Source organism: Natronolimnohabitans sp. A-GB9 (assembly GCF_030848565.1).
In the GTDB taxonomy this organism is placed as follows: domain Archaea; phylum Halobacteriota; class Halobacteria; order Halobacteriales; family Natrialbaceae; genus Natronolimnohabitans.
Genome location: NZ_JAVDDV010000008.1, coordinates 117,457 through 136,736, shown reverse-complemented (window position 1 = coordinate 136,736; position 19,280 = coordinate 117,457). Strand labels below are relative to the sequence as shown.

General features: G+C 62.8%; 20 protein-coding genes. 10 read left to right on the top strand and 10 right to left on the bottom strand.

Going from position 1 to position 19,280, the window contains the following annotated elements; translation table 11 throughout:
* Positions 1 to 7: 7 nt before the first annotated feature.
* Positions 8 to 568 (bottom strand): hypothetical protein, encoded by a 561-nt coding sequence (locus tag RBH26_RS12690; RefSeq protein ID WP_306758700.1) that lies wholly within the window; start codon positions 566 to 568, stop codon positions 8 to 10.
* Between the two features lie 367 nt (positions 569 to 935).
* Here RBH26_RS12690 and RBH26_RS12685 point away from each other — a divergent pair, with 367 nt between their 5' ends.
* The gene (locus RBH26_RS12685; protein ID WP_306758699.1) at positions 936 to 1,580 is read left to right on the top strand and encodes a hypothetical protein; all 645 of its coding nucleotides are present in this window, start codon (positions 936 to 938) and stop codon (positions 1,578 to 1,580) included.
* 32 nt (positions 1,581 to 1,612) lie between these two features.
* Here the strand turns inward: RBH26_RS12685 and RBH26_RS12680 are convergent, their stop codons facing one another.
* Both RBH26_RS12680 and RBH26_RS12675 read right to left on the bottom strand, forming a co-directional pair.
* Positions 1,613 to 2,209, bottom strand: a complete 597-nt coding sequence (locus tag RBH26_RS12680; RefSeq protein ID WP_306758698.1) for an NAD(P)H-dependent oxidoreductase — start codon at positions 2,207 to 2,209, stop codon at positions 1,613 to 1,615.
* Positions 2,210 to 2,278: 69 nt separating this feature from the next.
* Positions 2,279 to 3,238, bottom strand: a complete 960-nt coding sequence (locus tag RBH26_RS12675) for an A/G-specific adenine glycosylase (protein ID WP_306758697.1) — start codon at positions 3,236 to 3,238, stop codon at positions 2,279 to 2,281.
* Between the two features lie 206 nt (positions 3,239 to 3,444).
* Here RBH26_RS12675 and RBH26_RS12670 point away from each other — a divergent pair, with 206 nt between their 5' ends.
* On the top strand, positions 3,445 to 3,813 hold the full coding sequence (locus RBH26_RS12670; protein ID WP_306758696.1) for a response regulator: 369 nt from the start codon (positions 3,445 to 3,447) through the stop codon (positions 3,811 to 3,813).
* Between the two features lie 80 nt (positions 3,814 to 3,893).
* Complete coding sequence (locus RBH26_RS12665; protein WP_306758694.1) at positions 3,894 to 4,217, top strand: hypothetical protein; 324 nt, start codon at positions 3,894 to 3,896, stop codon at positions 4,215 to 4,217.
* 153 nt (positions 4,218 to 4,370) lie between these two features.
* Here RBH26_RS12665 and RBH26_RS12660 read toward each other — a convergent pair whose 3' ends face one another.
* From RBH26_RS12660 to RBH26_RS12650, 3 genes are all read right to left on the bottom strand, one after another.
* A complete protein-coding gene (locus RBH26_RS12660) occupies positions 4,371 to 4,838 on the bottom strand; it encodes a response regulator (RefSeq protein ID WP_306758693.1) in 468 nt (155 codons plus the stop codon).
* A 133-nt stretch (positions 4,839 to 4,971) separates the two neighbouring features.
* On the bottom strand, positions 4,972 to 6,876 hold the full coding sequence (locus RBH26_RS12655) for an OB-fold nucleic acid binding domain-containing protein (RefSeq protein ID WP_306758692.1): 1,905 nt from the start codon (positions 6,874 to 6,876) through the stop codon (positions 4,972 to 4,974).
* 102 nt (positions 6,877 to 6,978) lie between these two features.
* Positions 6,979 to 9,231 (bottom strand): NADP-dependent malic enzyme, encoded by a 2,253-nt coding sequence (locus RBH26_RS12650; protein ID WP_306758690.1) that lies wholly within the window; start codon positions 9,229 to 9,231, stop codon positions 6,979 to 6,981.
* 168 nt (positions 9,232 to 9,399) lie between these two features.
* Here RBH26_RS12650 and RBH26_RS12645 point away from each other — a divergent pair, with 168 nt between their 5' ends.
* Complete coding sequence (locus RBH26_RS12645) at positions 9,400 to 9,897, top strand: Mov34/MPN/PAD-1 family protein (protein ID WP_306758689.1); 498 nt, start codon at positions 9,400 to 9,402, stop codon at positions 9,895 to 9,897.
* Positions 9,898 to 10,005: 108 nt separating this feature from the next.
* Positions 10,006 to 10,437, top strand: coding sequence for an adenylyltransferase/cytidyltransferase family protein (locus RBH26_RS12640; RefSeq protein WP_306758687.1), 432 nt, complete (start codon positions 10,006 to 10,008; stop codon positions 10,435 to 10,437).
* Positions 10,438 to 10,629: 192 nt separating this feature from the next.
* Here the strand turns inward: RBH26_RS12640 and RBH26_RS12635 are convergent, their stop codons facing one another.
* Positions 10,630 to 11,853 (bottom strand): C39 family peptidase, encoded by a 1,224-nt coding sequence (locus tag RBH26_RS12635; RefSeq protein WP_306758686.1) that lies wholly within the window; start codon positions 11,851 to 11,853, stop codon positions 10,630 to 10,632.
* A gap of 158 nt (positions 11,854 to 12,011) precedes the next feature.
* On the opposite strand from RBH26_RS12635, the gene RBH26_RS12630 reads away from it, so the two are divergent.
* Positions 12,012 to 12,416 carry a hypothetical protein gene (locus tag RBH26_RS12630; RefSeq protein ID WP_306758685.1) on the top strand — a complete coding sequence of 135 codons (405 nt, stop codon included), beginning with the start codon at positions 12,012 to 12,014 and terminating at the stop codon, positions 12,414 to 12,416.
* Here RBH26_RS12630 and RBH26_RS12625 read toward each other — a convergent pair.
* On the bottom strand, positions 12,349 to 13,116 hold the full coding sequence (locus RBH26_RS12625; RefSeq protein WP_306758684.1) for a hypothetical protein: 768 nt from the start codon (positions 13,114 to 13,116) through the stop codon (positions 12,349 to 12,351). The two genes, RBH26_RS12630 and RBH26_RS12625, sit on opposite strands and share 68 nt — an antisense overlap.
* Before the next feature lie 374 nt (positions 13,117 to 13,490).
* Between RBH26_RS12625 and RBH26_RS12620 the strand changes: the two genes are divergently transcribed.
* Positions 13,491 to 14,870, top strand: coding sequence for a cell surface protein (locus RBH26_RS12620; RefSeq protein ID WP_306758683.1), 1,380 nt, complete (start codon positions 13,491 to 13,493; stop codon positions 14,868 to 14,870).
* Between the two features lie 93 nt (positions 14,871 to 14,963).
* Here RBH26_RS12620 and RBH26_RS12615 read toward each other — a convergent pair whose 3' ends face one another.
* Positions 14,964 to 15,119 (bottom strand): hypothetical protein, encoded by a 156-nt coding sequence (locus RBH26_RS12615; protein WP_306758681.1) that lies wholly within the window; start codon positions 15,117 to 15,119, stop codon positions 14,964 to 14,966.
* A gap of 178 nt (positions 15,120 to 15,297) precedes the next feature.
* Between RBH26_RS12615 and ilvD the strand changes: the two genes are divergently transcribed.
* A complete protein-coding gene (ilvD, locus tag RBH26_RS12610; protein ID WP_306758680.1) occupies positions 15,298 to 17,040 on the top strand; it encodes a dihydroxy-acid dehydratase in 1,743 nt (580 codons plus the stop codon).
* 23 nt (positions 17,041 to 17,063) lie between these two features.
* On the opposite strand, the gene RBH26_RS12605 is transcribed toward ilvD, so the two are convergent.
* Complete coding sequence (locus tag RBH26_RS12605) at positions 17,064 to 17,696, bottom strand: molybdenum cofactor guanylyltransferase (RefSeq protein WP_306758679.1); 633 nt, start codon at positions 17,694 to 17,696, stop codon at positions 17,064 to 17,066.
* Between the two features lie 137 nt (positions 17,697 to 17,833).
* Between RBH26_RS12605 and RBH26_RS12600 the strand changes: the two genes are divergently transcribed.
* Together RBH26_RS12600 and RBH26_RS12595 are read left to right on the top strand one after the other, a co-directional pair.
* A complete protein-coding gene (locus tag RBH26_RS12600; RefSeq protein WP_306758678.1) occupies positions 17,834 to 18,817 on the top strand; it encodes a beta-ribofuranosylaminobenzene 5'-phosphate synthase family protein in 984 nt (327 codons plus the stop codon).
* A gap of 77 nt (positions 18,818 to 18,894) precedes the next feature.
* Positions 18,895 to 19,224: a transcription factor S gene (locus RBH26_RS12595; protein ID WP_306758677.1), complete on the top strand. Its 330-nt coding sequence runs from the start codon at positions 18,895 to 18,897 to the stop codon at positions 19,222 to 19,224.
* Positions 19,225 to 19,280 lie beyond the last annotated feature (56 nt).

The window sequence follows — 19,280 nt, the reverse complement described above, 5'->3', positions numbered from 1 at the left end:
CGCCGCGTTACTCCTCGTCGTGGGTCTCGTCGCCGTCTCCGGTCCCAGCCTCCAGCTCGTCGTCGCCGGGTTCCTCGAACTCGTCGGTCGTGGCGGGCTCGAACTCCTCGATCGGTTCCCACTCCTCTTCCTCGTCTCCGGAGAGACGGCGGCGAGCGATGGCGATCGCGGCGACGGCACCCACGGCCAACAACAGCTTCGGCAGTCGGCTCGAGCCACCCTCGTCTTCGATATCGGTCTCCGTCTCGGTTACCACGTCGGTCGTCGACTCCGTCTCGTCTCCGCCTCGTCCTTCCATGACGTCCTCGATGATCTCGGGCTCGTCGACGTCCTCGAGCGACGCCTCCTCGAGTTCCGTCGACTGTCGCCCTGCCAGAAAGCCAAGCGCGGCGCCGATCCCGAAGAGTGCACCGGCAAGCGGTAGCTTCGATCCACCCGACGGTGCTCCTTCGGCTTCCTCGACGGCCTCGAGAATCGTGTCTCGAAGCGGCGATTCCATCCCCAGACTGACGGCCTCCTTCACGACGACTTCGGACAGTGTCTCCTCCTGTTGTTCGGTTTCGGGCATAATCACTTCCGACCACATCGCCGTAAATAACTCTGTCCAACGTTTCCACCGATCGAATCGGAATGCCAACAGTTACGCGTCGGATACCGGCCCGTAATCGATACCGTAACCGACGTATACCGGACCGGAACTTCGTCCGTATACGGCCCCGTTCCTCGTCTCAAGCGTCGATAGACGATTGTAGAACGGATGGATGCTCGGTGCTACGACGAGGTCGTCGTCGGTATCGAAGCACGTCGGCGACGCATCGAAGAAACGGGAGGTTTCGGCCGTATATATTCGACATCGGCTGACGAACCGTTACCGTCTCCCTACTATGTGATTTAATGTCTCCCATAACGAAGCCCCCCAAGAGCGAACTGGCGGTATGAGCGTCATTCGCCAGCCCGGCGTGCTCGGTCGCACGACCCGACGACGTGTCGTCGGGGTGACCGCGGCGCTCTCGACTGCCGCCGTCGAGGCCATCGCCGTCGGCCTCTGGTTTCATCTCGTCGTCGGCTCCCGAACGGCGTCGACGGCACTGGCCGGGCTCGGAATCCTGTTCTGTGGCTCCCTGCTTCGGGCTGGCGTCTTCGGCGCGACTGTCGACGAGATGGGCGATCTCCTCCAGCCCCGCCGACTCGGCGCCGCACTCCTCTTGACCGGGAGCTGGCTCGTCTGGTTGTTGGTCGCAGAGTCGATCGGCGGTCTCGTCGGCGTCGTCGTCGCGGCCGTCTTGCTGACCGCTGCACTCACCGCACAGCTCGTCCTCGAGCGGCGGGTCTTCTGTTTCCGATCGACGTACCTGACGACGCGGACACCCCTCGTTCCGGGACTGTTGTTGGCCGTCGGCGCGTCGACGCTGTTGGCTTCGGCCTGGTTTACTGACTGGGCGATCGCTACGCCGCCGCTGTCGCTCGAGGTGACGACACTCGTCCTCCGGATCGACGCGGTACAGGTCGGCGTCATCGTCTTCGGGCTGTTCGCCTTCCTCGCCCACCAGCGACGGTTCGAACGGCTGCTCGAGCCCTGAGCGGGACGCTACAGCATCGGAGTCTCGTCGCGTTACTTCCCTTCGGCGCCGACGTTCTGGTCGCTCTCGAAGGAGTCCGGATCCGGCTCGATCGTCGCGTACTGAACCGCTCGCCGGCCCAGCGTCGCGATTCGCTTCTCGAGGTCGTCGTCGACGAACTCGCCCTCGGCAAACGCCGAGTGGGAGTTGGCGATCGCGGCCTCGTGGGGGATCACCCACGCGTTCAGCGCCCGGCAGACCGAGCGCATGTGCTCGAGTGCGGTCACCGGAAAGGCACCACCCGAGACCGCCAGCAAGCCGACGGTCTTGTCCTGGAACTCGTCGAAGCCACAGTAATCGAGGGCGGTCTTCAGCGGCGAGGAGTAAGAGCCGTGGTACATCGGCGAGCCGAGGAGGATCGAGTCGGCGGCCCGCAAGCGAGCCGCAAGCTCCTCGGCATCGCCCGCGTTCTCGCGGTCGCGGTCGGCGTCGAAGATCGGTAACTCGAACGTCCGCAGATCGAGCAGTTCGGTCTCGGCGCCGGCACGATCCGCTGCCTCGAGGGCACGCTCGAGGGCGATGTGTGTCGTACTCGCGTCACGAAGGCTTCCACAGACGGCGACGACGCGAACGGTATCGGCATCAGCCATGTCCGTCTTGACGACGCCAGGCGGGAAATAAGCGGCCCACGCGCTGCAGTTTCGGCGATACCGATTCGGTCAGCGCTGCAGCCGCGCGACGAGATCGCCGTCCGCGTCGGCGTCCTCGAGAGTAACCAGGCCGTCGTCCTCGAGGTCGCCCAGGAGTCCCTCGAGCCACTCCCGGCCGTACTCGCCGTCGGGTGTGTAATCGACCCTGATGCGGTGACCGAGGGTGTCTAACTCGAGTTCGTCGTACTCTCGAAGAGTGCCGATCACGCGGCCACGAAACTGGCGGCGGCTCCCCTCGAAGGAGGGTTGGGTCGGAACGTCCGGCGCGGTAAAGTCGCCGCTGGCGTAGGCGTCACACCACTCGCGCCAGGGACAGCCGATCTCGTCACAGCGGGGCGTCTGCGTGCAGGCGACGCCACCCAGTTCCATGATCGCGTTGTTCCAGACACGAGAGCGACCTGCGGGCATGAGATCGTTCGCAGCTGCTTCGAAGGCAGCGTCGTCGTCGGGGATCGAGAACGCGCGGTAGGTGACCCGTTTGACGTTCGTGTCGACGACCGCATCGCCGTTGTTGAACGCGAAACTCGCCACGGCGTTTGCGGTGTAGGGACCGACGCCCATCAGCTCCTGGAGTTCGTCGGGTGTCGTCGGGAACTCCCCGTCGTACTCCGTCTCGACCTGCCCGGCGGCCTCGTGGAGGTACTTCGCCCGATTGTTGTAGCCGAGGCTGTGATCCGTCCAGAACCCCACTACGTCCGCGCGATCGGCGTCGGCCAGCGCCGCCGTCGTCGGCCAGCGCTCGAGAAACGCCTCCCATGCCTCGACGACGCGATCTAACTGAGTCTGCTGGCTCATCACCTCGCTGACGAGGATCTCGTAGGGGTCGTCGGTGCGACGCCACGGGAAGTCGCGGTGGTCGTTTTCGTACCACTCGATCAGCGCCGTCCGGACGGCCTCGAGGTCGTCGGGGAGGTGCCACGCGTCCGTTCCGTCGGCGTCGGTATCGGCGTCACCGTCGCTCTCGCTCATCGGTCGCCCTAGCGACTGCCCCGTCTTACTGGTGGCGGTTCCCGATCGGAGGCCGTTACGTGTCCCGGAGAACAGTCGATGGCCCTATCTCTCCCCAAAATTCACCGTTCGGTGATTTAGTATCCGGACAAACAAAATCCTTAAACGAATAAAACTCGATACTGGATACAATGGCTCCTCCAAATCACTTTGACGAAATACTTTTAGTGGAGGATAATCCGGGCGACGTTCGGTTGATAGAGGAGATGCTGAAAGAGGGGGCGTTCGATCCGACGCTTCACGTCGTCTCCACTGGTCCCGACGCGATCGACTTCGTCCACCAGTCCGGTGACTACTGCGATGCCCCGCGACCCGACGCGATCCTCCTCGACTTACACCTCCCTCGAATGGATGGCAAAGCGGTACTCACGGAGATCGACGACGATCTGACTGACGTACCCGTCATCGCCCTTTCGGGATCTCTATACGGCGTCGATTGCAGCCTAACCGATATCGAAGACGAGGTCGACGCCTGCGTCGAGAAACCGCTCGAGTCGGATACCTTCGAGGAACTCGTCAGTTCGCTCCAGGACTGATTCCGACCGGCCGTTCTCTCCCACGCAGCGTTCGAGCGGACCACGAAAGCCCTATCCCCTCGGCTCGAGTCCTCTCGCGTATGAGCCTCGACGATCTCAACGAGGACGTCACGGACGTGTACGGGTCACTAGACGAGGAACTCACCGTCTCGCTCGATCGAGAGACCCGAAACGAACTCGCCTTGCTCGAGACCGCCCTCGAGCCCGAAGAGACCGACGAACTCGTCCGGCGGGCGATTCACATGCTGTTTCAGTCGACGATCGATACGGGAAAACTCGACTTCCAGTTGCGGTCCGCCTACGACGTCACGTACGATGAGTACCTCACCGGGATGACTTTCGAGGAGATGACCGGCGCCGACCAGTATCCGACGATGGACGACGAGCGGCGCTACCAGTTCTAGTGTCGTTCCACGCCTGATACGGACTGCTGTACCGAGTTCCCGCCGACCGCCACACGGGGTCGGCGAGCGGCGGGCAGTAACGACAGGAGATCGTATGAGCTGCTTGGTCGACCCCTGTCGTGTGGGTCCGTTCGATCCAGCAGTCGACGGTTACTAGAGTCGATCGTCCCGGTTTGGCAGTCGCGCGGTCGCGATCCAGAACCGAGCCACGCGATCCATCGTCTCGGCGAGCGCGTCGGGCTCGTCAGGAATCGGGACGACGGCGTTTGCGCCGCGTTGATAGGCTTCCTGGATCACCTCTTCGGTCGGCGACGCGACGGTAACGACGACGGGCACGCTCGGTAGCCCCGGCGTCCGGTCGATCGCCTCGAGGACGTCCAGTCCGTCCGGTCCAGGCTCCGGGAGTTCGAGTCGCAACACTACAAGCGCCGGTCTGGGCGCGTCGGTGTACTCGCCGTCTCGATGGAGGAAATCGAGCGCGTCGGCACCGTCGGCGACGGTGTGAAAGACCGTCGTCGGATGACGATCCGCGACGCCCGCTCGTATCAGACGCGCGGTCTCGGGCGACGGATCGATCAACAACACGTCCGTCGATTCGGCGGATTGGCTTCGGTCGATCATCGGTCGCCGTCACCGTCGACCGACCGACGTCTGCGTCGCTGCGAGACGTTCATCGATACCCGAATACGACACCGACGACGGTAAACCTTCTCGCCATCCTCCGCCGAGAGGGACTCGAGCGTATCCTCTCGTATCAGTCGTCGATCGGCGCCGCACTCGAGAGCGCCTCGTCGATCTCGGCGTCCTCCATCTTCTCGACTAGGGCGTCGATGACGTCTTCGCGTTTGCCCTTGACGAACTTGATCGAGCCGACGACGAGGTGGCCCCCACCCGAGACGCCGCCGCCCGGGATCTCTTCTTCGAGTTCCGAGACCATGTTCGGGATGTCGAGCCGGACGCCGTCGGAGCGCAACACGGCGAAGTCCGGCCCGTAGCCGACCGTGATCACCGGATCGCCGGTCTCCTCGATCTTGCGGTCGTGGATCTCGCCGGTCGTCTTACCCGGTGCCGGGTAGGTAAATCGGTGCGCGTAGTTCTCGACGTCGATCCGGTAGAGGTGGGCCCCGTTGTCTAAGTCCTCGTGTTCTAAGTGGGACATCGCCGCCTCGAGCTGTTCGTCGACCTCGTCGCGGGCGCGGTCGGCGAAAAAGGAGACGAGTTCACGGTGGCGCCCTTCGTCGCCGTTGGCGACGTGGAGCAGGTCCTGGATCAGCTGATCGCCGGAGTTGTAGCGCAGCCAGAAGGCCGCATAATCCAGCGCCTCACTCAGATCCTGGAGCCGTTCCTCGTCGTAGCCCTCCTCGGCGGCCAGCTCGAGGTAGTCGTCCATCGCGTCGGCCTTCGACCGGTCGGAGAGGCCGGCGACGGCGGGGACGTGGCGCAGCTCTTCCGTGAGGTCGGGATAGATCATCCGCGCGAGCTCGACACAGAGCATCCCCGTCGTGATCCGGTAGTCCTCGTCGTGGAGGTAGGGATTGACGTGGGCGTCGAGTAAGTCTTCGACGGCCTCGGGGTCGGGATGGTGGTGGTCGACGACTGCGATCGGGATGTCGTAGCGAGCCAGCGTCTCGTAGGCCGGGACGTCCTCGGCCGTCGAACCGTTGTCAAGCATGAGCAAGAGCGGGAGCTGCTGGCCGTGTTTCTCCCGGTCCTCGAGGGCGAAGTTCAGGTCCCGCGTCGCGTCTTCCATCTCGTAGAAGGGCGCTTTCGCGGGCAGGCGCTTGATGAGGTGTCGGGGCGCGTCCTCGTCCTCGTGGACGTCGGCGATGAAACGCTCGAGAGCGATCTGGACCGGAACCGCAGCACACATGCCGTCGCCGTCGGCGTGGTGGCGAACTCGAATGGGACGGCCCTCGAGGACGGTTCGGCGAAGCAGTTTCGCGACACGCTCCAGGTTCGGCCGGAGCTTCTCGAAGGCCGGCCAGTCGATCAGCGGTTCGACGTCGTGGGGCTGGGCGCGGGTCTCGAGGGACTCCTCGAGCCGCTGGCGGGTTTCCTCTGCGTCGTCGCCCTCGAGTTTCGAGAGCCCGTCGACCTCGATCTGGACCGAGTCCTCGCGGTATTCGGGCGTTCCCGTGATACGGACGACGTCGCCGATCTCGACTTTCGGATAGGCGCGGACGCCGGCCTCCTCGAAGGCGGCACACGGGACGACGCCGTACTCGTCGGCGACGTGGAAGATCGTCGGACCGGCGGTCTGTTTGACCTGGACGACTTCGCCTTCCAGATGGATCTGGTCACCGACGTTCGACTCGAGGCGGTTCGTCCCGGTCAGCGCGTAGTCGTGGCCGACGTTCTGAAGCGTATACTCCTCGATGTCGACCGGCTCGAACGCCATGTCGCCGTTGTCGCGGACGGTCTCGAGTTCGACGACGAGCTCGTCGCCGACGGCGTAGGTACCGTCGAGAACCGACTCGTGTACGAGTCCGGAGACGGAGTCGGAGAGATCGACGAAAACACCGTAGTCGACGATACCGTTGATTTCGGCGAGATATGGACGGTCCTCCTCGAGATCCTCTGCGGTACACTCAGCAGCGAGATCGTAGACGACGGAATCCCCGTCATCTGCGCCGGGTTCCCCGGCGGACTCACGTGTCATCTTGGGCCGTAATTTGAGCCGGTCGCGTATAACCCTTGTCAAGAAGGGATGACGGGCGCGTCGCGTCGTCGCGCGTGTCGCCGCTTTGGCCGCGGGACCGGACTACTCCTCCTGGGCGTCGACGGTCGCGACAGCCGCCAGATTGACGATGTCGCTGACGTCGTCGTCGCGCTGGAGGACGTGGACCGGTTCGTCCATTCCGACCAGCATCGGACCGGTCGCTTCGGCGCCGCCGAGTCGCTGCAGGAGTTTGTAACAGATGTTGCCCGCCTCGAGGTTGGGGAGGACGAGTACGTTCGCCGGTTCATCGAGGTCGGCGAACTCGTAGTTCCCTTCGAGGAGATCGCCGACGACGGCGGTGTCGGCCTGCATCTCACCGTCGACGGGGAACTCGACGGTCGGATCCTCCCGCAGTCGTTGTGCCGCCTGTCGCGGTTTGCGGGTCCCCTCGTTGTCGACGCTTCCGAAGTCGGAGTACGACAGGAGGGCGGCACGGGGGTCGACGTTGAACCGTCTGGCGAGATCGGCCGTGTGGCGGGTGATTTCAGCCAGGACGTCCGCGTTGGGGTCCTGGTTGACCGTCGCGTCGGCCAGGAAGACGACGCGGTTTCTGAACGTCAGCATGTAGACGCCCGCGGCGTAGTCGGTGTCGGGTGCGGTCCCGACCACCTGCAGCGGCGGTCGCAGCGCAGAGGGGTAGTGATTCGTCAGCCCTGTCAGCATCGCGTCGGCGTCGCCACGGTCGACCATGAGCGACGCGAAGTAGTTGCTGTCCTGGATCAGCTCCCGTGCCTCGGTGCGAGTCACGCCCTTTCGCTGGCGGCGCTCGTAAAGTGCGTCGACGTACTCGTCGTCCGATCCGTCGTCGGGGTCGACGACTTCGGGCTCGAACTCGAGTCCCAGGTTCGCGACGGTGGTCCTGATCTCGTCCTCGTCGCCGATCAGGACCGGCCGAGCGAGATCGCGGTCCTCGAGCTGGGCCGCCGCCCGGATGATCTTCTCGTGTTCCCCTTCGGCCAGCGCGAGGCGCTTTGGATCGCTTTTGGCCTTGTTGAAGACGGTCCGCATCATCTCGCGGGACTTGCCCAGCCGGGCCTCGAGGTGCTCGACGTACGTCTCGGGGTCGATCTCGGTGCGGGCGGCACCCGACTCCATCGCGGCGCGGGCGACCGCGGGGGCGACCTCGAACAGTACCCGCGGATCCAGCGGCTTCGGGATGATGTACTCGGGGCCGAACTGCAGTGGCTGGTCCCCGTAGGCTTTGCGGACGGCGTCGGGGACGTCCTTGCGTGCGAGGTCGGCGATGGCCTCCGCAGCGGCGACTTTCATCGCCTCGTTGATCTCGGCGGAACGGACGTCGAGGGCACCGCGGAAGATAAAGGGGAACCCGAGGACGTTGTTGACCTGGTTTGGGTAGTCCGAACGGCCGGTCGCCATGATGACCGTATCGTCGCGGGCCCCTTTGGCCGTCTCGTAGTCGATTTCGGGTTCGGGGTTTGCCATCGCGAAGACGATCGGATCGTCGGCCATCGACCGGATCATCTCCGCGTCGACGATACCGCCGACCGAAAGCCCGACGAAGACGTCAGCGCCGGCGATCGCGTCTGCGAGGTCGCCTTCGGGAACGTCGCGGGCGAACTCGCGACTGTACGGGTCGAGATCGCCAGCTTCGGCTCGTTCCGTCGTCAGAATACCGTCGATGTCGACCATCGTGATGTTCTCCTTCTCGATCCCCAGCGAAAGGAAAAACCGGGCCGTCGCGAGCGCTGCGGCGCCAGCGCCGGCGAAGGTGACCTCGAGGTCCGCGAGCTCCTTGTCGGCGATGTCGACGGCGTTCAACAGTGCGGCCCCGGAGATGATCGCTGTCCCGTGTTGGTCGTCGTGAAAGACGGGGATGTCCATCCGCTCACGAAGCCGTTCCTCGATCCGGAAACAGTCCGGCGCGGCGATGTCCTCGAGGTTGATCCCGCCGAAGGTCGGCTCCATCCCTGCGACGGATTCGACGAACGCGTCGGCGTCGTCGTGGTCGAGTTCGACGTCGAAGACGTCGATATCCGCGAACCGCTTGAACAGGACTCCTTTCCCCTCCATGACGGGTTTGGAGGCCTGGGCACCGATGTCGCCCAGCCCGAGGACGGCCGATCCGTTCGAGACGACACCGACGAGGTTCCCCTTTGCCGTGTACTGGTAGGCGTCCGTCGGGTTCTCGTCGATCTCCCGACACGGCGCGGCGACGCCGGGCGAGTACGCAAGCGAGAGATCCCGCTGGGACGTCGTCGACTTCGTCGTCCGAATCTCGATCTTCCCAGGTGGATCGTCGCTGTGGTACTCGAGTGAATCTTCGTCTAGTGACATAAATCCGAATAGGAACGTCCGCCCGGAAAAGGGACTCGCTAGTACGTCTTCAAAGCGTATGTATACCTAGTTGATATGCAGCATGGCACTTGATCGCGTCCAACGGGGGAGCAGTCCGTCGAGTCGACCATCGGAACGTTTAGCAACCGCAAGCCCCCACGTCGTGATATGGGGTTGTTCGACGCGCTGTTTCGCTCGAGCGAGATCCTCGGCATCGCCGAGGAAACCCTCGAGTTCGCCCTCGAGTCCTCGGAGGCTTCTCACCCACACGAGTACATGGGCTTTCTCCGGGGGACCGAGGCGGATCGGCTGGGACTGGATCGGGACGGGCTGGTTATCACGGATATTCTGGTCGTGCCCGGCACCGAGGCAAACAGCGTCAGCGCGACCGTCAAGACGAGCCAGATTCCCAACGACGTGAAGGCACTGGGAAGCGTCCACTCCCACCCGAACGGGGTGATCAGGCCGAGCAGCGCCGACTTAGAGACGTTCGGCCGTGGCAGCGTTCACATCATCATCGGCGCACCCTACCGCCGGTCGGACTGGCAAGCGTTCGATTCGAAAGGCGAGCCGACCCAGCTCAACGTAATCGACGTGGAACTGCCCGAGACCGACGACTTCTTCGATTTCACGCAGGCCGACATCGACGACGAACTCCGACGATAACATGACACTCGCGAGGACTACTGGCTCGATTCCCGGATCGACGACACCGACAGCATCGCAGCCGCGATCGATCGACGACGGACCCGACTCGACGGGTTGGAGGCAGCCATGACGCGGACGGTAATCGCGCAAGGGACCTTCGACATCGTCCACCCCGGCCACGTCCACTACCTCGAGGAGGCCGCGTCGATGGGCGACGAACTGATCGTCATCGTCGCCCGCAAGGCAAACGTCGATCACAAGGCGAAGCCGATCTGTCCGGCGGCCCAGCGCCGGGACGTCGTCGACGCCCTCGCGGCCGTCGACGAGGCGATCCTGGGCCACGAGGAGGACATCTTCGTCCCGATCGAGGCGATCGACCCCGACGTCATCGCGCTGGGACACGACCAACACCACGACGACGCGGCCATCGAGGCCGAACTCGAGCGCCGAGGAATCGACTGTACGGTCGAACGGGCAAGCGCCCACGAACCGGCCAGCGACGACTACATCCTCTCGACGCGACTGATCGTCGATCGGATTCTCGAGCGTCGCGGCTGATCGCCTCCGTTCCGGTTGATACGAAACTGCGTGTGAAGCGGTCTATTTTCATAGGACATTTATTAATATAATTATGGGAGACTACGGACTATTACCGATCTAACTGTCGGCTGATGGGTCGAACCGACCCGCACAGCATGGTTCGACCCAACAGATCAGGCGTGGAATGCCACTACCGCGCCCGCGGTTGTTTCATGGTTCGATCTCAGTAATCATGTACGTCTCCCAGTAGTCGCCGACGAGGAGCGTACGAGTGCCACCCCACGTGTTGTGCGTGTCGAGGTACAGATCAGTGCCGAGAATGGAACTGTCCTCCTCGTAACCAACGACCGTTTCTGAGTGTCCGACCAGCGAGTCCCAACTGTCCGGGGAGACGTCTGCTGTGTCTCCCTTACCGTCTTCCTTGTCTCCAAGCGTGCTGACGATCGGTGGGTTGTTGTTGTTCACTCCTCCTTTTGCAGCCGATGGACGGCCAATATAGTTATTTGATGCAGAGTAGGAGCTATCGTAGTCCTCGATACCGCTCGGAATGTTCTGTGGCCATGTCATCCCATCAGAATCCGTATCCATCGCATCGTTTAGCCCGTCGATCAAGTCTGTACGGCTCGGATTGGTCTCGTGGTAACCCAGGGACATCGCTGCAGCGATCGGCGAACATCCCGGCCAGTCGCTGAATCCAGTGTCCGTCCAGTTAGGGACGCCGGAGATAGACCCACTAGATTGGGGCGCTACGGAGAACGCTGCGACATCATCACTGGACTCCAGTACAGATTCCCATTGTTCGGAGCGATCCGCTCCGGTGTTGGGATTGATGCGCGGTGCTATCTCGAGGTCGTATGAGAGACCCCGTTCGAGGTCGATGAACTGCTCACCAAGCTCACCGGTGGTTTTTGTAACAGCGCTCACGCCGAACGAGAGGGGACCTTGGTAGAGGAATTGTTTTCCGGACGACAACGAGGAATCTGTTCGTGCTCCAACGCGGCCCAAATTCACATGGGGTGCAGGGGTCGTAGCGTACTCGAGGACGGGGGGCATGGTAGACTGTGCAGCGACAGTGATGTGTCCGACGTGATCGTCATCATCCGTGACCGGGAATACATAGGCAGTTGGAACGAGATCGGTGGTAGCTTCTTCCCTGGTGAGGGAGTAGTACAGTTCGGGACGTTCGACGCGGCCTGCACTGAAATCGTTGTATGCCTCTTTCCGGGAAGCATCTTCTGCTACCGCTCGTGCGACCGTAAGCGCCTCACGAACGGAAACGTCCGGATCGTCAGTGTCTGACTGAGCTGCTACTGAGCCGAGGCTAAGCGAGCTGCCAGCAACAAGGGGAATGGTACTTCCCAGTACCTTCAGACTGTCACGACGTCCAATTGAACTGTTACTGCTATCGGATCTGTTTGGGGTACCATCTGTCATGGTTTGACCGCAACTCAGGCTTCTTTAGATCGGTTATTTGCATTATCTACTATAATTTCCAACAATAGTGATCTAGTGTTGACTCAATTCTGCTGGATCAATCCCTGATTAGTTGTTCAAACATTAATTTTATATTTCAAACAAAAGTGTACTTACTCATGCTCGAAATGAGTCGAGAGACTACGAGGATACTAGAATTATGTATCGGAGCGATTATTGTCGGATCGCTTCTTACGGATGTTTTTGTATATCCTCTCTACGATTCAAACACTGCGAGTTTACTGATTATGGTCTGGATTCCAACATTCTTCGCGGCGGTTGTACTCTTCGGGACCTATCAAGATGGCATTTCAGTACTGAATATTCTGGTCGGGATCTGTGCCGGAGCTACTCTAGCTATCGGATTATGGAGCATAGCAGGGTTTTATTTTGCAGACGCCGGCGTGTTTTTTGGCGGTATCATCACCACCGCTGCAGCAGTTGGCCTCTTTGCGATCATTCTCCTCCGAGAACTCGTTTGGCACGTCGTTTCTTCTGACGGAACAACTCTTCTCCCCATTTGATGGCAGCATCGGAATCGTTTTTGATCATACCGAGGAGTTGACCTCCAGTTTGGGAATATACTCTAATAAAAACGAGATCGTCGTCGATCAGTAGTAGATCGAAGTCGGGTGTCTCGGACGTTTTCAAGACCTCATAGCTCTCCTCGTTCATCCGTTGTATTATCGGATGGCGATGACTGTCTGTTGCATCCACAACTCCTGGGTGAATCACAAATGTTCGTTTTACTTCCTGATCGGTCAGTTCTTCGCTCTCTATACTCTCGGGAAGAACCCTACTCAAAATGCCCCGAACCGTGTCCGCCTGACTGATCATCGACTCAGTGATCGGCGTAGGCCCATACGGCATTCGATCAGGACATTCGATCGTGGTTGAGCCGCTGAGGAACCGATCATCGATAGGTTCGCTTGGGCCTAATTCTTGGAGTAACCTTTTTGCTGATTTAAATTTCTTGTAATCTTTACGGACTTCCTGATATCGCTCGTACAACAAACGCCCTAACAACGTTAGCTGGCAGTTCCCTTCGATCCGTACAACAAGCCCTTCTGCTTCGAGTTCGCGGATCGCCCGATCGATCGTCGGTCGTGAGTCTGATAACTCGTCGGCGAGATCCCGTTTTTCTGCTCCGTCAGTCGATATCGCTCGGAGAATATAGCCCCGTTTGTACGTTAACTCGAGTAATGGATCTTGTCCGCCAGTCATAATTTGCCATTTGGTGACAGGTGAGAAATATACTCTGGTAGCAACTTCGAAAGTAATGATGATTGAACACTGTGCTATAAGAACGTTTCACCTATTATCTCCGGGAAAGGAGTCCGTACCGAACGGACTGAGTCGCGGTACCGACCGAATCGTGAATAGGTCGCTGTGTCGACGTAGATGGCGGCAATATTTTCCTCAGCTACGCCGAAGAGACGCCGCTATCTGCGCGGAAAGAGCCGAAAACCGTCGATCAGTACTCGGACCATCAAAAGACGTGTCAAGTGTTGCCCCGTTCCCGGTCTTATCTTCCGATTTCAGGAGGTAGAGGGCTTGAAACCCCCAAACTTTTGTCCGCGCAGTGTTGAAGAAGAGGTATGCAGACGAACCAGACTCGACGCACCTTTCTGGCGGGCAGCGCAGCGGCCGGCGCCGTCGCCGTCGCTGGCTGTATCGGGGGCGACGACGATGACGACGGCGAGGACGAGGAGACTGAATTCGACTACGAGATCGATCCCGAACTCGAGGAGGGAGACGGCTCCTACGAGGTCTGGGCGCTCGATCAGGGCCGGGACAACGTCTTCGTTTACGAACCAGCCGACACCGAGTCGGGCGAAGCCGAGTTCGCGCTGACGGAGTTCATCGACGTCAACGACCTCGAGGACGTCCCCGACGAGGGCGTCGTCCCGCACATGATCGACTACAGTTCGGACTACGAGTACGCCGCCGTCGCCTGTACGGCCGGCGCCCGGACGCTCGTCTTCCGGACCGAGGACCACGAACTGGTCGGTAACATCGAGACCGGTGCAGGCTCGCACATGGCTGCGTTCTCGCCCGACGACGAGTACATCCACGTCGACGCCATCGACGAGGGCGCGATCGTCCGCGTCGATGCCGACCTCGAGAGCGAGGAGTTCGAGGTCGTCGACGAGATCGAAGTCCTCGAGGACGAGACGGTCCAGGAGGCCGGCGTCGAGGACGGTGCACCGATCTGCCATCAGTTCGACAATCAGGGACGCTCGATCCACACGCTCGGGCCGAGCTACCACGATGCGGGTCTCGTGATCGTCGACCACGACGAGTTCGCCGTCACGCAGGCGTTCTCGCAGGACGAACTCCCGACCAACTGTGGAACCATGCCCCACCCAACCGAGGACAAGTTCTACCTCACCGCCGGGCTTCCCTCGAGCGACGAGGAGGGTGTCGGCGCCTACTACGTCCTCGACACCAGCGGCGACGAGGTCACCGTCGAGGTAGAAGACGAGAGTACCGAGGGCGTCGACGCTCACGGGTTCTGGTTTACGCCCGACGGCGACGAGCTGTGGGTGCTCAACCGCGAGACCAACGACGGCGTGGTCGTCGATCCCGAGACCAACGAGGTTCTCGAGGAGATCGACGAGTACGGACCGGAACAGTCCGAGGATCCGGCAGAGAGCGACGCGCCCGACATCATGTGGGCCTCGCCCGACGGAGAGTACATGTTCGTGACGCTGCGCGGTCCCGCACCGCTGTCCGGCGACCCCCACGCCTCGACCGGCGTGACACCGGGTGTCTCGGTACTCAGCGTCGATGACCGGGAGGTCGTCGACGTCATCGAACCGCACCCGATCGACGAGTTCGACGACGAGCACATCGAGCTTGCACAGGACGAGGACGAAGACGGGCCGCGCGTGCCCGACTTCCACGCCGTCGGCGTTCGCCCGCTCGAGGCGTTCGACACTGGGATCGAGACCTCACCGCCGTTCGGCGAGAACTGAGACGGACCGCTGTCGTCACTACCCGCCGCTCGCCAGGGCAGGGTCGGCGATCGGCGGGAGATCGGGACAGCAGTCCGTATGAGGTGGACCGTATCAGTTCTCGATGATCACCGGCGGCGGAAGCCGCAGCGACTCGACCGTATGTCCCGTCTCGACGAAGTGCTCGATCGCCGCTTTCGAGACCTCCCCTTCGGTGTTCCCCTCGGCGGTGCTGGCGTGCCAGTCACACTCCAGACAGTACTTGTACATTCGACTCTGGTAACTACTCTGTGACAGTATCGGGAAAGACCCGTGCAGGAAAGCGAAGGGGAAACAGACGGACGAACGTCGCCGAACCGGCAGTCGGTGACGGGCGCCGTTTCGGTCGCCGCGGTCCGAGACGGCGGTATCCGGGGACTTTAAACGACCCAGTTCCTTCCCACAAGGTATGAGTCAGCAACCCGAGCAGCAGTCGCCCGCGGAGGGCAAACCCGACGATCTACCGAGTACGGAGGTCACCGAGGGCGTCGAACGAGCCCCGCACCGAGCGATGTTCCGTGCGATGGGCTACGACGACGCGGACCTGTCCTCGCCGATGATCGGCATCGCAAACCCGGCTGCCGACATCACGCCCTGTAACGTGCACTTAGACGACGTCGCCCAGTCGGCGTACGACGCCATCGACGAGACCGGCGGGATGCCGATCGAGTTCGGAACGATCACCATCTCCGACGCCATCTCGATGGGGACCGAGGGGATGAAAGCCTCGCTGATCTCTCGAGAAGTGATCGCCGACTCCGTCGAACTCGTCGCCTTCGGCGAGCGCATGGACGGTCTCGTCACCATCGGCGGCTGTGACAAGAACATGCCAGGGATGATGATGGCCGCCATCCGGACGGATCTGCCGAGTGTCTTCCTCTACGGCGGTTCGATCATGCCTGGCGAACACGACGGCCGCGAGGTCACCATCCAGAACGTCTTCGAGGGCGTCGGCGCCGTCGCCACCGGCGAGATGTCCGAGGAAGAACTCGACGAAATGGAGCGCCACGCCTGTCCCGGCGCGGGCTCCTGTGGCGGGATGTTCACTGCGAACACGATGGCGTCGATCTCCGAAACCATCGGCTTCGCGCCGCTGGGTTCGTCCTCGCCGCCCGCCGAGGACGACGACCGCTACGAGGTCGCCCGCGAAAGTGGCGAACTCGCCGTCGAGGTCGTCGAAGAACAGCGCAAGCCCTCCGATTTCCTCACCAAGGAGTCCTTCGAGAACGCGATCGCGTTGCAGGTCGCCGTCGGCGGCTCGACCAACGCCGTGCTCCACCTGCTGGCGATGGCCGCCGAGGCCGGTATCGACCTCGACATCGAGGAGTTCAACGAGATCAGCGCCCGAACGCCGAAGATCGCCGACCTCCAGCCCGGTGGCGAGCGCGTGATGAACGACCTCCACGAGGTCGGTGGCGTCCCCGTCGTGCTCCGCGAACTGCTCTCGGCCGGCCTGCTCCACGGCGACGCGCTGACGGTCACCGGCGAGACGATCGCCGAGGCCATCGAACGCGTCGATCCGCCGGCCATCGAGGACCTCGAGGCCGACTTCCTCCACACCGTCGACGATCCCATCCACGAGCGGGGTGCGATCCGCATCCTCACGGGCAACCTCGCACCCGACGGTGCCGTCATCAAGATCACCGGCGAAGACCACCTCCATCACGAGGGGCCGGTCCGGATCTTCGAGAACGAAGAGAACGCGATGGAGTACGTCCAGGAGGGACACGTCGAGAGCGGAGACGTCATCGGGATTCGGAACGAAGGTCCCTGTGGCGGCCCCGGTATGCGGGAGATGCTCGGCGTCACGAGCGCGGTCGCCGGTCAGGGCCACGCCGAGGACGTCGCACTCTTTACTGACGGTCGGTTCTCCGGTGCCACCCGCGGGTTCTCCATCGGTCACGTCGCACCCGAGGCCGCCGTCGGCGGCCCCATCGCCGCACTCGAGGACGGCGACACCGTGACGATCGACATCGACGACCTCGAACTCTCCGTCGACCTCAGCGACGAAGAACTCGAGGCTCGACTCGAGGACAAAGCGCTGCCCGAACCGAGCTACACCACCGGCGTGCTGGCAAAGTACGGCCAGCAGTTCGGCTCCGCTGCTAACGGCGCCGTGACAAACCCCGGCGCGAAACAGGACAGAGACTGACTGCTATCGGGGCGCGATCGGACTCATTTTTCGAGTCGTCGTTCCGCTTCCCGAAGTGCCTCCTGGGTGTCGATGCTCTCGAACGTCCGCTCGGAGATATCCTCGAGTTCGGCCTCGGGAACGGTCGCGACGTCGAGTTGTTCGAACGCGGTGAGGATCCGTCGGTCGTCGGAGTCGATCACGTCACCGCAGGCGCGAGCCATCGTCTCGGTCCGATAGACTGCCTGGGTCGTTTGATACCAGCCGTCCTCGAGTTGGACGACGGCCCCGTCGCGGCCACGGGCGTGCTCGTAGAGCGTCTCGAACAGGTTCGGATCGGCAAACGGCATGTCGCAGGCGACGACGGCAGCGTACTCGCGATCGGCGGCCTCGAGGCCGACCCGGATCCCAGCCAGCGGCCCGCGGTCGGGGACCGGATCGGTCGCGTACGTCGGCTCGACGTCGGCGTCGGCGTCGGCGAACGCGTCTCGAATCGACGCGAGCTGTTCGTCCCGACAGTTGACGACGATGTCGTCGGCCACCGCCGCGAGCCGGTCGACGACGTGGGTGATCATCGGCCGTCCCGCGAGGTCGGCGACGGCTTTGTCGGCCTCGCCGAACCGCGTCGAGTAGCCACCCGCGAGGACAACGCCGCCGAGCGATCGATCGGTTGGCACGACTCGAGCATAGGCGTTCGGCTCATAAACCACTAGCGTCTCGGGCAGTCGAACCCGGCGACGCCGCGGACACTACCGCCGACAGTCGTTGCCAACGTCGAAACCCCCTTCCCGAGGGGCTCCCTAACGCCGCCGTAATGACCGCGACCGTCAGCGCGGGGGCCCGACTCCACGTCGGCTTCCAGAACCTCTCGCTCGCCCGGCGACGACTCTACGGCGGCCTCGGCGTCGGCCTCGAAGAGCCACGCGTCACCGTCTCGGCCGAGCGCGCATCGACGATCGACGGTGACGATCCGCTGGTTCGGAAGTACGCCGCCTGCGCCGCCGACGTCCTCGGGGTCCCCGGGGTCGCGATCACGCTCGAGGAACGCCTGCCGCGACACGTCGGCCTCGGCAGCGGCACCCAGCTCGCACTCTCCGTCCTCGCCGCGACGGCTCACGCTTACGACCTCGAGCCCCGGGTGCGAGAGCACGCGCCAGCGATGGGACGTGGCGGTCGCAGCGGCGTCGGCGTCGCGACCTTCGAAGACGGCGGCTTCGTCGTCGACGCCGGCCACCCGACGAACCGCTTCACGACGGAGCCACCGACGGAGGGCGATTGGACGGTCCCGCCGGTCGTCGCCCGCCACGAACTGCCCGACGACTGGCGCTTTCTCGTCGTCGTCCCCGATGCCGATCCCGGCCGCAGCGGCGACGACGAAGACGCGAGTATGCGCGCAGTCGTCGAACGCGCCGATCCAGCCGTCGCCGACGAGATTGCCGGCGTCGTCACTCGAAAGCTGCTCCCGGCCGTCGCTGCGGGCCGTCTCGAGGCCTTCGGTGAAGCGATCGCCGAAATCGGCCGCAAGAACGGCGCCTGGTACGCCGACGCCCAGGGCGGTGTCTTTCGCCCGCCGGCGGGGACGATCGTCGAGGCCCTCGAGTCGTATCCGGTCCCGACCGGCGTCGGCCAGTCGTCGTGGGGCCCCGTCGTCTACGGCGTGACCGATCGGGCACACGCCGACGAAGCCGAAGCCGCGGCCCGTGACGCGCTTTCCGACACCGGTCACGAGGGCCAGGTTCTCCTGTCGGAGCCGGCCTCGAGCGGGGCTCGCGTGTGGATCGACGGCCAGCGGCGATAAGGCGGTCGTCGACGGAGCCACCGCGTTCGGGCCACTCGAGAGGAGCGTTTTTGCGCCTCGATCCGCTACACCCAGGTATGCAGTTTTGCGACGACTGCGGTTCGATGATGAAAGCCCAGGGCGACCGCATGGTCTGTACGAACGACGACTGTGGCGCCTCGAGCGAGCGCGACCGCGAGCAGGAAGACGCCTTCGTCACGACCGAGTCCCAGACCGACGACGACGTGATCGAGTCCTCGGAAGAGGCGAACTTCGAGGGCAAGCCCAAAGCGACGGACGTGGTCTGTGATGAGTGTGGTAACCAGGAGGCCTGGTATACGCTCAAACAGACCGCCTCGGCCGACGAGCCGCCGACGCGCTTTTTCAAGTGCACCGAGTGTGGCAAGCGCTGGCGCGGCTACAACTGAGACGGACTGCTGTCCCGATCTCCCATCGATCGCCAGAGTGAGGTCGGCGATCGGGG

Excerpts from the sequence above, each read along its gene's own strand:
- RBH26_RS12625 (WP_306758684.1), bottom strand. The coding sequence starts at position 13,116 with ATGACTGGCGGACAAGATCCATTACTCGAGTTAACGTACAAACGGGGC.
- RBH26_RS12685 (WP_306758699.1), top strand. The coding sequence starts at position 936 with ATGAGCGTCATTCGCCAGCCCGGCGTGCTCGGTCGCACGACCCGACGA.
- RBH26_RS12615 (WP_306758681.1), bottom strand. The coding sequence starts at position 15,119 with ATGTACAAGTACTGTCTGGAGTGTGACTGGCACGCCAGCACCGCCGAG.
- RBH26_RS12620 (WP_306758683.1), top strand. The coding sequence starts at position 13,491 with ATGCAGACGAACCAGACTCGACGCACCTTTCTGGCGGGCAGCGCAGCG.
- RBH26_RS12645 (WP_306758689.1), top strand. The coding sequence starts at position 9,400 with ATGGGGTTGTTCGACGCGCTGTTTCGCTCGAGCGAGATCCTCGGCATC.
- RBH26_RS12680 (WP_306758698.1), bottom strand. The coding sequence starts at position 2,209 with ATGGCTGATGCCGATACCGTTCGCGTCGTCGCCGTCTGTGGAAGCCTT.
- RBH26_RS12660 (WP_306758693.1), bottom strand. The coding sequence starts at position 4,838 with ATGATCGACCGAAGCCAATCCGCCGAATCGACGGACGTGTTGTTGATC.
- RBH26_RS12595 (WP_306758677.1), top strand. The coding sequence starts at position 18,895 with ATGCAGTTTTGCGACGACTGCGGTTCGATGATGAAAGCCCAGGGCGAC.
- RBH26_RS12650 (WP_306758690.1), bottom strand. The coding sequence starts at position 9,231 with ATGTCACTAGACGAAGATTCACTCGAGTACCACAGCGACGATCCACCT.
- RBH26_RS12640 (WP_306758687.1), top strand. The coding sequence starts at position 10,006 with ATGACGCGGACGGTAATCGCGCAAGGGACCTTCGACATCGTCCACCCC.
- RBH26_RS12655 (WP_306758692.1), bottom strand. The coding sequence starts at position 6,876 with ATGACACGTGAGTCCGCCGGGGAACCCGGCGCAGATGACGGGGATTCC.
- RBH26_RS12630 (WP_306758685.1), top strand. The coding sequence starts at position 12,012 with ATGCTCGAAATGAGTCGAGAGACTACGAGGATACTAGAATTATGTATC.
- RBH26_RS12665 (WP_306758694.1), top strand. The coding sequence starts at position 3,894 with ATGAGCCTCGACGATCTCAACGAGGACGTCACGGACGTGTACGGGTCA.
- ilvD (WP_306758680.1), top strand. The coding sequence starts at position 15,298 with ATGAGTCAGCAACCCGAGCAGCAGTCGCCCGCGGAGGGCAAACCCGAC.
- RBH26_RS12690 (WP_306758700.1), bottom strand. The coding sequence starts at position 568 with ATGCCCGAAACCGAACAACAGGAGGAGACACTGTCCGAAGTCGTCGTG.
- RBH26_RS12635 (WP_306758686.1), bottom strand. The coding sequence starts at position 11,853 with ATGACAGATGGTACCCCAAACAGATCCGATAGCAGTAACAGTTCAATT.
- RBH26_RS12600 (WP_306758678.1), top strand. The coding sequence starts at position 17,834 with ATGACCGCGACCGTCAGCGCGGGGGCCCGACTCCACGTCGGCTTCCAG.
- RBH26_RS12675 (WP_306758697.1), bottom strand. The coding sequence starts at position 3,238 with ATGAGCGAGAGCGACGGTGACGCCGATACCGACGCCGACGGAACGGAC.